This window comes from Pedobacter sp. 22163, assembly GCF_052045595.1.
Lineage (GTDB): Bacteria > Bacteroidota > Bacteroidia > Sphingobacteriales > Sphingobacteriaceae > Pedobacter.
Map to the genome: position 1 here is coordinate 306,823 of NZ_JBQEPM010000006.1, position 16,827 is coordinate 323,649.

General features: G+C 38.9%; 12 protein-coding genes. 5 read left to right on the forward strand and 7 right to left on the reverse strand.

Annotation, left to right across the window (positions count from 1 at the left end; translation table 11 throughout):
* Positions 1-3: 3 nt before the first annotated feature.
* Together ACTJKN_RS17285 and ACTJKN_RS17290 are read left to right on the forward strand one after the other, a co-directional pair.
* Positions 4-813, forward strand: a complete 810-nt coding sequence (locus ACTJKN_RS17285; protein WP_440826947.1) for a DUF4249 domain-containing protein — start codon at positions 4-6, stop codon at positions 811-813.
* Between the two features lie 60 nt (positions 814-873).
* Positions 874-1,830: a 2-hydroxyacid dehydrogenase gene (locus ACTJKN_RS17290; RefSeq protein ID WP_440826949.1), complete on the forward strand. Its 957-nt coding sequence runs from the start codon at positions 874-876 to the stop codon at positions 1,828-1,830.
* Positions 1,831-2,106: 276 nt separating this feature from the next.
* Here ACTJKN_RS17290 and ACTJKN_RS17295 read toward each other — a convergent pair whose 3' ends face one another.
* The 6 genes from ACTJKN_RS17295 to mutL form a co-directional block, all read right to left on the reverse strand.
* Entirely contained in the window at positions 2,107-4,833 is a 2,727-nt protein-coding gene (locus tag ACTJKN_RS17295) for a carboxypeptidase regulatory-like domain-containing protein (protein WP_440826951.1), read from the reverse strand.
* Positions 4,834-5,031: 198 nt separating this feature from the next.
* Positions 5,032-5,664: a nitroreductase family protein gene (locus tag ACTJKN_RS17300; protein ID WP_440826953.1), complete on the reverse strand. Its 633-nt coding sequence runs from the start codon at positions 5,662-5,664 to the stop codon at positions 5,032-5,034.
* A gap of 771 nt (positions 5,665-6,435) precedes the next feature.
* Positions 6,436-7,548 (reverse strand): endonuclease/exonuclease/phosphatase family protein, encoded by a 1,113-nt coding sequence (locus tag ACTJKN_RS17305; protein ID WP_440826955.1) that lies wholly within the window; start codon positions 7,546-7,548, stop codon positions 6,436-6,438.
* On the reverse strand, positions 7,548-8,402 hold the full coding sequence (locus ACTJKN_RS17310; RefSeq protein ID WP_440826957.1) for a rhomboid family intramembrane serine protease: 855 nt from the start codon (positions 8,400-8,402) through the stop codon (positions 7,548-7,550). The genes ACTJKN_RS17305 and ACTJKN_RS17310 overlap by 1 nt, the downstream gene beginning before the upstream one ends.
* Positions 8,395-9,126 carry a rhomboid family intramembrane serine protease gene (locus tag ACTJKN_RS17315; protein WP_440826959.1) on the reverse strand — a complete coding sequence of 244 codons (732 nt, stop codon included), beginning with the start codon at positions 9,124-9,126 and terminating at the stop codon, positions 8,395-8,397. Before ACTJKN_RS17315 ends, ACTJKN_RS17310 begins: the two co-directional genes overlap by 8 nt.
* A 362-nt stretch (positions 9,127-9,488) precedes the next feature.
* Positions 9,489-11,327, reverse strand: a complete 1,839-nt coding sequence (mutL, locus tag ACTJKN_RS17320; RefSeq protein ID WP_440826961.1) for a DNA mismatch repair endonuclease MutL — start codon at positions 11,325-11,327, stop codon at positions 9,489-9,491.
* A 593-nt stretch (positions 11,328-11,920) separates the two neighbouring features.
* On the opposite strand from mutL, the gene ACTJKN_RS17325 reads away from it, so the two are divergent.
* From ACTJKN_RS17325 to ACTJKN_RS17335, 3 genes are read left to right on the forward strand one after another with little or no spacing between them, the layout of a single operon-like run.
* Positions 11,921-13,555 (forward strand): amidohydrolase, encoded by a 1,635-nt coding sequence (locus ACTJKN_RS17325; RefSeq protein ID WP_440826963.1) that lies wholly within the window; start codon positions 11,921-11,923, stop codon positions 13,553-13,555.
* Positions 13,556-13,601: 46 nt separating this feature from the next.
* Positions 13,602-15,359 carry a serine hydrolase domain-containing protein gene (locus ACTJKN_RS17330; RefSeq protein WP_440826965.1) on the forward strand — a complete coding sequence of 586 codons (1,758 nt, stop codon included), beginning with the start codon at positions 13,602-13,604 and terminating at the stop codon, positions 15,357-15,359.
* 19 nt (positions 15,360-15,378) lie between these two features.
* Positions 15,379-15,900, forward strand: a complete 522-nt coding sequence (locus ACTJKN_RS17335) for a hypothetical protein (protein ID WP_440826967.1) — start codon at positions 15,379-15,381, stop codon at positions 15,898-15,900.
* A 68-nt stretch (positions 15,901-15,968) separates the two neighbouring features.
* Here ACTJKN_RS17335 and ACTJKN_RS17340 read toward each other — a convergent pair whose 3' ends face one another.
* The gene (locus ACTJKN_RS17340) at positions 15,969-16,811 is read right to left on the reverse strand and encodes a DUF6929 family protein (RefSeq protein WP_440826969.1); all 843 of its coding nucleotides are present in this window, start codon (positions 16,809-16,811) and stop codon (positions 15,969-15,971) included.
* Positions 16,812-16,827: the final 16 nt, after the last annotated feature.

Below are 16,827 nucleotides of genomic sequence, written 5' to 3' on the forward strand. Positions count from 1 at the left end.
ACAATGAAAAAACTGATTATATACTTTTCGCTGTTTACCTTCTGTTTAACAGGCTGCAAGAAAATTATTCAAATTGAAACTGAAAATGCCGATCCTCAACTCGTAATTGAAGGTAAAATTAATGATCAACTGATCGAACAGCAGATTAAAATCAGCAAAACCATCGGTTATACCGAAACCAATATTTTTCCGAAAATTTCAGGCGCTACGGTTACCGTTACTGATAGCCAAGGAAATAACTATGTTTTTAAAGAAGGTGCAACACCAGGAACTTATATCAATAAAATGAAAGGCGTGCCAGGTGTTACCTATAACTTAAATGTGACTGCCGAAGGACAAACTTACACCGCCAGCTCAAAAATGCCCAATGTGGTTAAAATGGATTCGATAGGGGTGATTAAAAACTTTTTCTTTGGCCGCGAACGCAAAACTGCTGCCGTATTTTTAAAAGATCCGGTCAACGAAACCAATTTTTATCATTTTAACCTTTATGTAAATGATATTTTATCAGAACGTTTCTATGTAAATAACGATCGTTTAACAAATGGAAACGACTTAAGGATCCAGCTATTTTTTAAACCTCCTACTAACGACCACGACAGTGATGAGTTGAATTCGAACGATAAGATTAAAATAGAAATGGAGTGTATCGATTCGAATGTTTTCGATTATTGGTATGCTTTAAGTCAGCAATCGAACAGGGGGCCAAACCAGGGTACCACTCCTGCTAATCCAACTTCTAATATCTCTAACCAGGCATTGGGCTATTTTAGTGCCAATACTTACCAGATGTTATCAGCAACTGTGAAATAGTAACCATAAGCCAATTCGTATTATCCAAAACACCTTAGAATTTTTAGTGTTAAATAAAACATGAAAGTATTTATGAGTGGCAACATTGCTTCAGTTGGCATAAAAGAACTGGAAGAAAACAATATATCCATCACCCAATGGAAAGAAAACCGACAGATTACTGCCGAAGAACTGATTGAAGCCTGTCAAGGTCAGGATGCCCTGATCAGCGTTGGTCCGAATAAAATTAATTCCGAATTTTTAAAGGCCTGTAGCCATTTAAAGGTTATTGCTTTACATTCTGTAGGCTATGATCAGGTAGATGTAGCTGCGGCCAAAAAATTAAATATTCCCATTGGGAATACCCCTGGTGTTTTGAGCGGCGCAACTGCCGATACCGCTTTTTTATTGATGCTTGCCGTATCGCGAAAGGCCTTTTTCGCTCACAAAAAAATCATTGAAGGCGAATGGAAAAACTATGAACCATCACCCGAACTCGGAATTGAGGTAAATGGCAAAACGCTCGGTGTTTTTGGACTGGGGAAAATTGGAGTAGAGATGGCCAAAAAATGTAAAGCTGCCTACCAAATGGAAGTAATTTATCACAACAGATCGCGTAATGAAGAAGCTGAAAAAGAAATCGGAGCTAAATATGTTTCGTTTGAAGAACTTTTGGCACAAAGTGATGTGTTATCCGTACATACAGCGCTAACGCCAGAAACTAAGGGTAAATTTACGTTTGATGTTTTTAAGCAGATGAAACCCAACTCGATTTTCGTAAACACAGCCAGAGGCGCTATTCACAATGAAAAAGATCTGATCCAGGCACTGGAAGAAAAGATCATTTGGGGAGCTGGCTTAGATGTAACCAATCCTGAGCCAATGGATAAAGATAATCCTTTGCTATCGATGGAAAGTGTTGCTGTTTTGCCGCATATCGGCTCAGCTACCGAAGAAACCCGAGCCGCCATGGCACGGATCATTGTTAAGAATGTTCTGGCTGGGTTAAAAGGAGAGCAGCTGCCTTTTGAGGTATGATGAAGGATAAATGAATGTGGTAGGTTGCGAAGAATCGTCAATTGCGAGAAGGCTTTTTCAGCCGACGAAGCAATCTTACAACGATCGTTACCAGCGTGTGCTTTGGAATTGCAATAGTCATTGACAGGTTCCAAAAGAAGGTCGTCATCTCGACGACTGAAGCAACGCGGAGCGGAGAGATCTTTTAATATAGTCCAAAGATCTCTCCGCTACGGTCGAGATGACGATTCATTGTAAACCTATCGTCCAGTTTGCAATCCCATTTCCCTCATTCCCTTATTTAACAAGATACTTAAATACCGATCTTCCTAAATTCCCGTTAGCATCTATACCTTCGATAATTACTTTATACTGGCCTTTTCCATCTGCATTGTAATATTCGAAAGAAGCATTACCTGTAGCATCGGTTACCACTTTAGGATTCCAGTAGATGGTTGTTCTTAAATCGTTTCGGTTCATGCTGGCAGGAACATCATATTTTGGAGAATAGAACTGCTTTTCTTTGTTGTAACCCTGTGGAGAGAAAGTAAGTTCGTAGTATTTGGGTAGCATATCCATCAGCTGCGCTTTAGATATTTTAGTGCCTTTAGGCGCTTTCTTTTGGTTGAATACAATAACCCCATTTACATTGTTTGCACGGTTAACCAAACCCAAATCATCTCTCAAAAACACCTCAATCGATTCGATCTGATTGGCGTCTAATGTGTTGATCTGGTTTACATCCACGTTCATTCCATTGATAAAGATACCCATCGGGATTTTTTTGCCCTGGTTATAATCTCTGCTCACGTAGAAATTGTTATCTGCAAAAGTAACACCAGCCAGCATGCCCTGTAAACAGTTTATTAAGAGCCCACAGCCTTTTAAACGATCGCCACTCACTTCATGATCTGCCATTTGGCTTAGTCCGCTTAATGCCGGGTAGTCTTTATGGCTTACTTTTGGAACGACAGCTGCTTTAATGTTTACATCTTTTAAAGTATGTAAATAAGCGTATTGTCTTTTGCTGTTATCCAGGTAACTGGTTAAAGCACTATCGATGTTTAGAACCTCTTCAGCTGCGCTAAAGTTTCTCGTTAAAGAAGGAGTAGGCGCACCATTTAAGCTTAAAGTCATGTTTTTATAGTTTACATTGTACTTAGCGGTAATGGTTACTTTAGAGGAATCGTTAAATACCAGGTTTTGGAATTTAAAATTCCCAACAGGATCTGTGGTACTTTCTAAATTAAAACGTTTATCAGGTATGGTTAATAATAAAGCTCCTTTTCTAACCGGTATGCCGTTGTTCTGGCGTAAAATCCCCGAAATTTCGATGCCCTGTTCTGGTAAGAAATCAATTTTAGGCAATTTATTGGCAATAATATCAGTGTATTTAAAACTGCGATATCCTTGGGTAAGCAATAGTACATCTAAATCTGCATTTTTCTTCGCATCAGGTGCATTAAAGTAATAATTTGCTTTTTCAATATAACCCTTAACATCGCTGCTTAATAATAGGCCTGTTAAGATGGTACTGGTTGCATCTTCGCTGGATGGAACTTTTGATTCATCAACAACAGCTACCGAGAAGCTACCTTCTACAGGGGCACCATCTTTTTTAGCCGCCACATTTATTTTAACCTTTTTCTTGATTCCGTAAGTAGTTGCAGCACTGGTTAAAGTTACGGCCATGGTATTTTTATGCTGAACAAAAACCAACCGCTCGCTTAGTGGCTTACCAAATTCATTAAACAGGGTAAACTGCGCAATTCCATTCGGGAATTTGGATTTAAGTACGGTAGTATTGTACGTTTTGTTTGATAATGCTGTTTGCGCACCATAACAGATAACGCCTTTACTTTGCGCTATTAAATAAAGCTTTTTGCCTTGGTTTTGCTCAAAGAAAGCATCATTTGCTGCAATTTTTATGGCCACATTATCGGCGCTGCTGTTATCGATATTGACCGCAACCCCATTTGCTGCAACTGCAGGCAAATTATAATTTTGAGTAGTGCCATCAGCATAAGTAACTGCCGCTTTGTAGGTTTTTCCAGCTTCAGCCAATAAGTTGAAACTGCCCATTCCTAAATGCTGAGCGGTAAAGGTAGCAACAGTTTTGCCATCGTTATCGGTTACCGTACCTTTTGAGCTAATGCCCAAGCCATCACTTTTAATGGCTTTAAAGGCTACCTTGTTGGTTAAACCGGCAATTATACTTCCACCTTCAGGGAAAAATTGAAAATCTTTGCTTACGATAGCATTTTTAAGTTGAAAGCTGCTGCTTGCTACATCTTTATCAGTTGTATTAATGCTGGTAATCAGTTCGCCTTTTTGTAATTGATATTCTGCCTTTTGTGCATTGCTCATGGCTATTGTTAAAAAACCATTGGCATCTGTTGTGCCTCTTCCTTTGGCAATAACAGTATAGCTTGTAAGCACTTGCCAGCTTACATTTTTATTGGCATATGGTTTATTATTGGCATCTTTAAATTGTACGCGTGCGTCAATTTTCTCTAACTTATCTGTAGAGGTATTTTTATAAGTGATATGGGTTTTTACTTCTTTATCAATGGCTTCCCCTACATAAAAAGTCTTGTTAAAATAAGCAGGATCTTCACTGTTAAGCATCCATAATGTATAAGCCCGGATATGGTAGTTACCTTGTTTGTAATTAATCTGATCCAGGGGGAAACTGCCGTAAGCAAAACCACCTGTAATGGGTAGTTTTAAGGTTTGAATAAGCGAATCTTTCTGATTGATCACATCAACATAAATGATCTTACTGATTGCAGACAAGAAATTCTGGTTTTCGGTAACATAAGCTTTAAACCAAACCGTATCGGCAACGGCGTAATAAGGTTTATCGAAATGAAGATAAATTTTTTCAGCAGGGTAATCGCTCAATACCTTATTCGTTTTGGTAATGATGCTGTTTATGCTAATGGTATCGGTTTGGGCCGACGATGAAAAACTTAGTGCTGATAGAAGTGACAGTATGATAAACGATAATCTAAAAATCTTCATGTATTGGATATTAAATGCTAATCCCGTAAATATATCCAATTATAAATAGAGCACATAAAATGTGATGATGTTTAACATTTTTTTACATAAATTCCTATGTTAAAATCGACTCCAAACGCCCAGCTCCAAACTAATTCTCCTAAAACAAAACAAGCCGCTAAATAGCAGCCCGTTTTAAATTATGATGTTGTTTGCCTGTTATTTAAACTCGATCAAAAATTCTTCTTTAGGTGAACGTACTTTTTTAAGGTTTACCAACCAATCGCCAGCTTCATCCCTGTTTCCTAATGGCAATAGGGTAACACTTTTTAAGCCTTTTTTATCTAAACCTAAAAGTTCATCTAAAGCAGGGCCATTAAAGCCTTCCATTGGTGTAGCGTCTACTTTTAACAAAGCTGCTTCTGCAATAGCGATACCAAAACCGATATAAGCCTGACGGGCTGCATGGTTAAAGTTTTCTTCTGCTGTTCTAGATAAGATCATACCTTTTAATTGTGCTTTGTAGGCATCAGTTGTATTTTCGGGCAAACCGCGTTCTGCATTCATTCTGCTAAAAACGTTATCAATACCTTCTTCAGTATAGTTTTCGTTGGCTGCGAAAATTAACAGGTGAGAAGAATCGATAACCTGCGATTGATTAAATGCAATTGGTGCAATTTTCTCTTTTAACTCCTGGTTGGTTACCACAATTACTTTAAATGGCTGTAAACCTGATGAAGTTGGTGCTAAATGTGCTGCAGCAATAATTTTATCAACCTTTTCTTGTTCAACAGGTTGACCGTTCATTTTCTTAACGGCATAACGCCAGTTAAGGGCATCTATTAAGCTCATATTTTTGAATATTTTTTTTAAATTTTATGAAGCAAATATGGAGATAAGGAATAAACCTATTGTTGATGTATGGTAAGAAAATTTTTTTGCTTGGCCTCGGTTGGCTGAAGCCAAAGGTAAAGAGGGATTTTCCTTAGCCGCTGACTTCAGTCAACGGAATAAAATGTGAAATAAAGAAACAGGATTATCCTATCTGTTGGTGTCTCACCGACCGAAATGGAATAAATTCAGAATGACGAAAGCACTATATTAAAATTAGAAAATGATTGGCTTGTGGTTCTTGGCGGTTTTCAGCCCTGCCATTCGCTATAGCTCCGATAGAAAAAATCGGAGGCTGTCGCTGCTGTCAGGTTTAGGAACAAGGGTTTGTGCACCATGCAACCCCAAAAATGAAAGGCTGTTTTGGCCACTTAGCCCAGGTTAAAGCGTTACCCCAATGTAATTAAGTTAAGCGTTTTAACCACAGATGGACACAGATAAACACGGATTTCATATCTGTGTGCATCCTTTCTATCTGTGGTTAAACTATTTTTGCTTGTGCCGGATGCCCTAACTTAGCGCTACCCTGCAGCAACGAGGTACGAGGAAGCGAAGCGTAAAAGCGTAAAACGGGAAGAAACTAATTGTTTTGTACAGGCATTGCGCTCCAATAAGGAATGATCAGTTATGAGCAATCACCATGATTCTTGTTTATATCCAAGTCAACGCCAAAGAAGAGGCTTAGTTTTGACCGTTGACTTCAGTCAACTCAATATTAAATCTTAAAAGAAACTAAGGTAGAAACCTCAAATCGCTGCGCACCGGGAAGTGATCGGATAACTTGGCCTGAGTGATTTTGTAATTTAATACCTCTAAATCTTTGGAAGTAGCAATGTAATCGATCTGGAAATTGGGGAATTTACCATTATAGGTTTTGCCAAAGCCATTACCCTTTTTAATAAAACTATTGTTTAATCCTGAGGTAATTTGGGTAACAACATAAGAAGCCGGGGTATCATTAAAATCGCCGGCAATAAGGTAAGGGGTTTTACAGGTTGCCATTTCCTTTTTCATAATATCTACCTGACCGCTACGTTTCAAAAAGGCACTTTTTAGCATTCTTAAAATCCGTTTAGATGGCTGCAGTTCGGTATTCATTTCTTTCACCTTATCCAGGTATTCATAATCCTGTTTTTCGAAAGAGATAGATTGAAAATGCACGTTGTAAACCCGTAAGGTCTTTCCTTTGATGTTGAGGTCGGTATAAATACTCATGTTGCCGGGGAAACCTTCAACAAAGGGGATTTTGCCAGAATCTTTAATGGGGAATTTAGAAAATATGGCTAAGCCAGTAGCCTCGTAATCGTTTTTATTGGTGGGTACGAAGTAGTAGTATTTTGTATTTAACAATACTTTTAAGCTGTCAACGGTATCAAAAGCGCCTTTGTAACGGGTAAAAAACTCCTGGAAACAGATGATATCAGGATTTTGATCTTTCACCACCTGAAGCATTTTTTCTTTTACCGATTCGGTATTGTCTTCGCCGTATAGTTTAAAGCTATGCACATTGTAAGTCATCATCCTGATGCTATTGTCTGCTTTTTCAGTACCACCTTCATCGCCACCAATGGCAAAGGTTGCTTTTAAAGTTTTAGCGCCTAGTGTGATAACCAGAACGGTGGCAATTGCAAAAATCCATTTTTTGCTTAAAAACCACCAGACCAGGAAGATAATGTTAACGAATAGGACAAAGGGATAGGCGAGACCAAAAAAAGCAATAATGGAATGTTTTCTTGGATCCATATTTCCAGCAAGAACCCCCAATAGCAGTGCAATTGCCAATACAACGGCAATGGGCAAAAGGAGTTTATCCACTAAACTATACTTGTTCTTTTTTGTGGCCATTAATCTTTACTTGCCTTAAACAGTTTTTCTTTTTCTACTGCTGTTAATTTATCGTATCCTGAGGTTGATATTTTATCTAAAATGGCATCTATTTCCTGCTGGGAAACGCCGCCTTTAAATTCGGGTTTTTTAACCGGTTTTTCATTCCGGACTACCTTTAATTTCGGTTTGCGTTCGAACAGCTTGCTCCAGTCTCTTCCGCTCTGCAAACTTTTAATAAAAGTGAAACCTAAAAGTGCGCCACCAATGTGTGCTAAACTTCCGCCAGCGTTTACTGAGCCTATGGCAATAAAATCGAGAATGAAATATATAATGGCAATCCATTTAATTTTAACCTCGCCAAAGAAAAGTAACATGATGGTGTAATTCGGTACCAGTGTTGCGGCAGCGAAAATAATGGCCATTACTGCCGCAGATGCGCCTACAATAGTTACCCCTGCTAATCCGCCAGAATAAACTGGGAATATATTTAATATGGCTATGGCAAATAAGCCGCCAAATAAACCGCCAGCCAGGTAAACAAAGTGAAACTGACGGCTTTTTAGGAAATTCATGAATATATTGCCGAACCAGAATAAGCCGAGCATATTGAATAGGATATGAAGAATCCCGTCATGAAAAAACATGTAAGTAAATATGGTGTAAAAGCGTTCAGGCAATTTGGAAATACTTGCTGGTAAGCCAACATATTCTCTAAGCCATAAATCAAAATCGATAGGGATACGGCCTAAAAAAACAACTACACCAATGATGGCGGTGATCAAAAACAACATTACATTAATCCCGATGTAAAAGAACAATGGATTACCCGATTGAAAAACCTTGTATTTTAAATCTTTGAAAGTATTATTCATAGAGTGTGTAAAATGTATCGTTTTTGTCTTTCCATATTTTAACAAGTATAAAGCCGATTAAGGCACCCCCCAGGTGAGCATAATGGGCTATAGAATCACCTTCAAACTGGGCAACACCCAAAGATAACTCTACTAAAATATAAATTGGTATAATATATTTTGCTTTCACCGGAACCGGAATAAACATGATCAGCAATTCGGCATTCGGATAAAGCATACCAAAGGCAACCAGTAAACCAAAAATAGCACCAGAAGCACCAACCATACCGCCAAAATAGATGCTGCGTAGTGTAACTGCTTGTGCCATAGAAAGTTGGTTTGTGTTGAACTCCCCCTGAAATAATGCGGTAAGATTTATCTTTCCGTTATTGGTAGCACTACCTATAATCTGATGTACTTCGTAAGCCTGAACCGCCCATTGCAATGCAAGCGCACCCAATCCGGTAATAAAATAAAAAATAATGAATTTTTTAGCTCCCCATCTTGATTCCAACAAACTTCCAAAAGAATACAATGCAAACATGTTAAAAAAGATGTGTGCTATACCACCATGCATAAACATGTAACTAATCGGCTGCCATATCTCAAACTTCGGAGAATCAAAATAATATACAGCTAACCGATCATCAAGGTGAAGTGTTGTTAACAGGTAACTCGCTACAAAAAATAAGATGTTAATAATCAGTAGGTTTTTTACTACTGGCGGAATATATATGTTATTCATTTAATTTTAAAAATCGGTTAATTGTTAAACTGGTTAATCGGCGCTAAGCGCCTAACTCCAAACGCTGAACCGGGTAAATTGTTTAAATCGGTTAATCGGCTCCAAACACCTGGCTCCAAACTTTTTTACCACCTAGGGGCACTTAAGTTTTGGATGGTCGTTAATCACCTGACTCCTGACCTCCGGCTTTTCTCTTTGGTCTTTTGACGCTAAGCTCCAAACTCCAAACTTTTTTACCACCTAAGAAACCTAAGGGCACTTAAGTTTTGGATGGTCGTTAAACACCTGACTCCTGACCTCCGGCTTTTTTCTTTGGTCTTTAAGCTTTGGTCTTTTGACGCTAAACGCCCAGCTCAACACGCTTAACTCTTCTCAAACTTCTTATCCAGCTCTGCCAAAGTAATGGTTTGGATAATCGGTTTGCCGCTCACGCTAAAGTTAGGTGTTTTACAGGCAAAAAGCTCATCAATCAAGGTATTCATTTCCTCCTGACCAAGGCTTGTTCCCGCTTTAATAGCACTGTTTTTAGCTAAACTCCTGGCCAGGCTATCGCGTTTGCTTAATTTTAGTTCCTGCTGCGAGTTTTTAAAACCCTCAATCAACTGTTCAAATAGCTGCGTTTCGTTAATATTGCTGCTGCCCAGATCAACTGGAACGCCTTCTACTACCAACGTATTTTTCCCAAATTCGCGTACATCGAAGCCCAAACTTTTTATATCATCCAGTAAACTTTTGGCCAGTTCGAAATCATTGGCATTAAGTGTAATGGTTTGTGGAAATAAACTCTGCTGCGATGCACCTTTGCGGTCATCCAGATGTACGAGAAAACGCTCGTAAAGGATCCGCTCGTGCGCCATTTGTTGATCGATTACCATTAATCCCGACTTAATCTGCGAAACAATATAGCGGTTGTGCAATTGCATGTACTGCTTTTGCTTGGTTTCTAAAACAGTTTCATCAGCATAAATTGAAGTTTGTTCTACAATTGGCTGTTCTGTTATTTCGTAAAGCGAACCCCAGTTTTTAGCACTCGGTTTGGCTTCATAATTTCTTGGCGATGAAGCATAACCCGATGTAGAACTGCTGTCGCTTGCGAACGGATTAAAATCAGGATTGAAATTAATGCTCGGCGGAACAATGTCTTCAACCGCTTTATGGGTAATCATATTGCTAAAACCTGTTTCCTGATCAAAATCTAAAGTCGGCGAAATGTTATAACGGCCAATCGAACGTTTTACCGCCGATTTCATGATTGCATAAATGGATTTTTCATCCAAATATTTAATTTCTGTTTTGGTGGGATGAACGTTTACATCAATTTTTGATGGATCGATCTCTATAAACAGTACATACAGCGGATAACTGTCGTCCGGTAATAAATCTTCGAAAGCCGAGCTTACCGCGTGGTTTAAATAGGGATCTTTAATGAAACGGTTATTCACGAAAAAGAACTGTTCGCCCCTGGTTTTCTTTGCAAAAGCAGGTTTACCAATGTATCCTTTAAGGTTAATAATAGTCGTTTCTTCTTCAACAGGAACCAAACGTTCATTATAGTTGTTACCAAACAGATGGACAATACGTTGTTTTAAATTGCCTTTTGGCAGGTTAAAAATCTCGGTACCATCATGGTGCAGGCTGAAAAATACTGCGGGGTGTGCCAATGCTACCCGTTGAAATTCATCCAGGATGTGGCGCATTTCAACCGGATTGCTTTTAAGGAAATTCCTTCTGGCAGGGGTATTGAAAAACAAGTTTTTAATCGAAATCTGTGTTCCAGGTGAGGTAGCCACAGGTTCCTGGTTGGTTACCTGTGCACCTTCGATAGAGATACAGGTACCGATTTCATCCTCATGCCTGCGGGTTTTCATTTCTACCTGCGAGATTGCCGCAATAGAAGCCATGGCCTCGCCACGGAAACCCATGGTACGGATGGCAAATAAATCCTCGGCTTTTTTTACCTTCGATGTAGCATGGCGTTCGAAACACATTCTGGCATCGGTAACGCTCATTCCACAGCCGTTATCTATAATCTGAATCAATGCCTTACCGGCATCTTTTACTACCAGTTGAATTTTATCTGCGCCGGCATCTATCGAATTTTCGAGCAATTCTTTTACCGCAGAGGCAGGTCGTTGAACAACTTCTCCGGCAGCAATTTGATTGGCAACAGCATCAGGCAATAAGTGAATAATATCAGTCATGTATTAAGGCAAAGTGAATTCGCTAAATTATGCAAAATAAGCTTAAAGAACCCGATTTGTTTAAAACTCAACACATAAATGACTGTTGGTAAATGGGATTAATTGCTTCAACTGATTTTATTACACCAGTTGTCATCCTGAGCGGAGTCGAAGGATCTTTAAAACATGAAAAATTACTTTCTTTTTTAATCTCTGGTCCATGCTGAAAAATGGACAATGGAAATACAGGCTATCGATTAGGAGAATAATCTATGCATTCTTTTGTAAGTCTTATTTTTTTGAAAAGCAGGTTCCTGCATCAATCGGTTCTGGTAGTCCCGCTGTCCGCTGTATCTTTTTGACTGCCCTTCGACTCCGCTCAGGGTGACCGCCAAAAAGTATACCGCTTCCATCAGGTTTATTTTACAACGGGCTGTCATTCTGAACGCAGTGAAGAATCTTTTGCCGTTAAAATACAGCCACTGAAATTAAGCAGTAAAATTCAACAAGTGTGTTGATGGTTAAAGATGCTTCGTGCCTCAGCATGACAATCGTCCCTTCTGTAAAACCGAATTTACAAAGCCAAATGATTTCAATTTTCTATCTTTATCGATATGAAATCCATTTTATACAGCCTTTTTCTAGCTATACTTTTAACTTCTTGTACCAGGAAAGAGGCAGTTGATATAGTTGTTTATAATGCCAAAGTTTATACCGTAAACAACAAGTTCGAAACCGTTGAAGCCTTCGCTGTAAAGAATGGTAAAATCCTCGAACTTGGCAAAAGTGATGATATCAAATCAAAATACGCTGGCAAAGAAGAGATTAATGCCGATGGAAAAGCCATTTATCCAGGTTTTATAGATGCACATGCCCATTTTTATGGCTACGGACAAAGTTTGCAGACAGCTGATCTAAGAGAAACGAAATCGTGGGATGAAGTGCTTAAACGCTTAGTGGATTTTGCCGAAACGCACCCCGATGGTTGGTTAATCGGCAATGGCTGGGACCAAAACGATTGGGATAATAAAGCTTTCCCTACCAATGAAAAGCTAACGGCACTTTTTCCTGATCGCCCGGTATTTTTAAACCGTATCGATGGTCATGCGGCTATCACTAACCAAAAAGCTTTAGATGATGCAGGCATTAAAGGCGGGCAGAGATTGGTAGGAGGCGATATGCTTACCCAAAATGGAAAGCTCACTGGTGTTTTAATCGATAATGCTGTAGCTTTAGTAGAGCGTAAAATCCCATCGCCAGATGCTAAACTGGCCGAAAAAATATTTATCGATGCACAGAAAAATTGCTTTGCCGCTGGCTTAACCACCATTGACGATTGTGGCCTGAGTTATTTAGCAGTAGAATTCATCGAAAAACTGCAGAAAGAAAACAAGCTTAAAATGAGGCTTTATGTCATGCTTTCTGATGAGCCTGATAATTATAAATATCTTTTTAACCGCGGGCCGATCAAAACCGATCGGTTAAATGTTCGGGCTTTTAAGGTTTATGCCGATGGTGCTCTGGGATCGCGTGGGGCCTGCCTGTTGCATCCATATAGCGATATGCCAAATAAAACGGGTTTTCTATTGAGTGATCAAAAACACTTTGAAGAAGTGGCTAAAAAAATTGCAGCCAATCATTTCCAGATGTGTACCCATGCCATTGGCGATTCGGCCAATCGGGTAATTCTGAATATTTACAATAAAATTTTAAAAGGTAAAAACGATCAGCGCTGGCGCATTGAACATGCACAAGTGGTAAATGCCAACGATTTCGATCTTTTTGGAAAAACGGATATTGTACCTTCTGTGCAGCCTACCCATGCCACTTCCGATATGTACTGGGCCGGACAGCGTTTAGGTGCCGAAAGGTTAAAAAGTGCTTATGCTTACAAACAATTGTTAAAACAAAACGGTTGGATTCCTTTGGGCACTGATTTTCCGGTTGAAAACATTAATCCATTATTAACGTTTTATGCAGCAACAGTGAGAGAAGATGCAAAAGGTTTTCCGAAAGGCGGCTTCCAAATGGAAAATGCCTTAACGCCTGAAGAAGCTTTACGCGGAATGACCATATGGGCAGCAAAGGCCAATTTTGAAGAACACGAAAAGGGTAGTTTGGAGAAAGGCAAATTGGCCGATTTTGTTATGCTCGATCGCGATATATTGAAATCAACACCACAAAACATATTAAAAACCAAAGTTTTAAAAACCTACCTGAACGGAGAAAAAGTATATGAAGCGAAATAGATTGTGTATCCTGGTTGTAGCATTTTGCTGCAATATTTTATGTTTAATGGCCTGCGCACAGGAGCATACAGCGAATGAGAAAAAATTGGCTATTGCCAAAGCGATAGCTAATGCAACCGTATTGTTAAACAATCAGGATGGTATTATTCCCTTAAAATCGTTAGAGAAGAAGAATATTGCTTCGGTTAGCCTGAGCTTTGCTTACAGTACCGTTTTTGATAGTTTGGCCAATAAATACGATAAAATCACTTCATTTTCTGCCGATTCTTATAAAGATAGCGTGAATTTGAACGATTTAGAAGATGACCTAAAATATTTTAATACCGTTTTAATTACCATTGATGATCAAAATGTAGGCAAAGCCAAATACATTAATTTCATTAACAGTATCAGTAAAAATAAACAGGTAATTATTTCTTTTTTTGGGAACGGACCTGGCTTAAAATCATTCGATCTGTTAAAATCGCCGATTGTATGGACTGGTCAAAACAATATTGATGCCGCTGCTATTGTGCCACAATATATTTTTGGTGGCATTGCCGCTTCAAATAAATTAACTACTGCTTATTCTGCCCGTTATACCATGGGTTCTGGTTTCACTACAGCGGCTACGCGCTTAAAGTATACCGTACCCGAAGATGCAGGTTTAAATTCTAACAACTTAAAAGAAATTGATGCCATTGCTGCTGAGGCCATAGCGCAGAAAGCAACGCCAGGATTGGTGGTTTTGGTGGCTAAAGACGGCAAGGTAATCTTTAACAAAGCATATGGAACGCATACTTATGATACCAATGTGCCCGATAAGGTAACCGATATTTTCGATCTGGCCTCGGTAACGAAGGTAACCGCAACCACACCGGCAGTAATGCGTTTGTTTGAAGAAGGAAAGTTAAAATTAGATACCAATATTGGTGCTTATATCCCAAAGGCACGTACTACGCCGATGAACAACATTCAGGTGCGCGAAGTGATGTTGCACCAGGCAGGTTTTATTCCTTACATTCCTTTTCACGATTATGTTAAAACCGGCGATTACAGCAGGGATTCTTCAGCAGCTTACCCGACGAAAGTGGCCGACAATTATTACATCAAAAAAGGCTTTTTTAAAGATTTTATGTGGCCGAAAATGTTAAACTCGCCTATAAAAACACGTGGCAAGTATGTATACAGCGATATCAGCATGTATGTAATGAAAGATATTGTGGAGCATATTAGCGAAGAGCCTTTAAATCAATATACTTACGAAAACTTTTACAAACCGTTGGGGATGCAAACAGCGGGGTTTTTACCGCGGAACCGTTTTAAACCAGAGCAGATTGTTCCGACAGAAATGGATACCTATTTCAGGAAGACATTATTGGTAGGTTATGTTCACGATCAGGGTGCGGCTTTAGCTGGCGGTGTTTCTGGTCACGCAGGTTTGTTTGCCAGCGCCAACGACCTGGCCATTATTTATCAGATGCTTTTAAACCGTGGTACTTATGGGGGAGTAGAATATTTCAAAAATTCGACAGTAGATATGTTTACTTCGAAACAATCGAATGTTAGCCGAAGAGGGCTAGGTTTCGATCGCTGGGATCCAGATAGTACTAAACATTACCCATCAGAACTGGCTTCGCCACAAACTTATGGTCATACCGGTTATACCGGAACCTGTGTTTGGGTAGACCCATCACGTGGTTTGGTCTATGTGTTTTTGTCTAACCGTGTTAACCCTACCGTTACGGATAAACTATCGAACCTAAAAATTAGAGGAAGAATTCAGGATGTGGTGAACAAAGCCATTGATGAATCGAAGAAATAAATTTGTAAAATATCTAAATATGAAACGAATCAAAACTTTAGCGCTTGTGTTGCTTTTTATCGGAGGGGTAAGCATTGCAAATGCACAACAGATTAAAGATGGAGAAACCATAAATGTAAATGGAATTGCAGTAACCTATTCTGTTGTTAACAAAGAAAAATTAACCATAAAAGATCAAAATTTCGACCGTTATAAAGTGCTGGCTTCGGTAAAAAACAATACCGGTAAATCTTTTAACATCCGTTTGGCCAATTCGCTTGATCTATCGGGAATAAACAGCTCAAAAATTGTAGAGTTAGATTGTATTAATGCTACTGGAGCGAGGTTAACCTCAAAAAAGGTTCAGGTTGCGATGAAAAGCCATTTGATAAATGTTACCTATCCTACAAAAGATAAAGATGGGAAAGCCATTACTGCTGTGTTACCGGTTACGGCGGGCTATTATTTCGATCAAGGACAAGTGATAGAAAATGATGCTATTTTTATTGTACCAGTAGGCGAAGCACCGAAGGTTACTGTAAGAAGCTTGCTGAAAAATTAAATATTTACTTAAATTCATAGTTGTCAGCTTTAATAGCCAGTTTGCCAGAAAGTTGACAACTCTTCGACCTAGAAATTGATTACCAGCTTATAAATTATAGTTTTAAGTTCTTCGCTATCACGGTCTTCACATAGCAGGAAAGTTGTGCTATGCTTGTTTTGGCTAAGTAAAGTAATGCCTTCAAATTTATGTTTGCCAGAAATTTTATTGCTGAAGGTTAGCTTCAAAGTCTGCAGGTTAATACTGCCGATAAAACTGCCCAGAATTTCGCCATCGGCATAAGTCGATTTGGTATCTTCGGCAGTAGCAATGAAAAATATTTCATTTTTTATCCATACAGCATCGGTAAAAGAGGATTCAACATGATCAATATTTGGAAGCTTAAAATAGTTGAACTTAGCTTGTTTTGTTTTAGCTAAATCTGCTCCCTGAATTTTGAATATGCCATTCTTTGCATCGATCCCATTGCCACGGTTAAAAAGTAGCCACTCATTGCCTGTAAAAATTGCACCTTCAAGGTTAAAATTCTGATCATCTATTTTGGAGATAGATTTAAGTAAGGAATAAGTTTCGGTTAGGTCTTTATGAATAACTTTTTGAGTTTTCAGGTCGAATTCGATCATCAGGTTTCTTTTGGGCGTAGCGCCCGAACCTAACATGTATAATTTATCGCCATGCTGACAAAGGATTTCGAAATCGGGTTTTAAGGGTTTAGGTATATTTTCTAACTGATCAAGTGTTTTATCAAATAATACCTGAATTTTGCGTAGTGCTTTAGTTTTGATGTTGTATTCGTTCAAATGGCCACTATTATCGCCAATGATATACAGTAAATCTTCGTGAAGGAATAGGCCTGAGGCAGAACCAACGCCGTCAATCTCGGCAAAAACTTCTAAAGTTGTTGAATGCATGCTTTGAAAATAACAA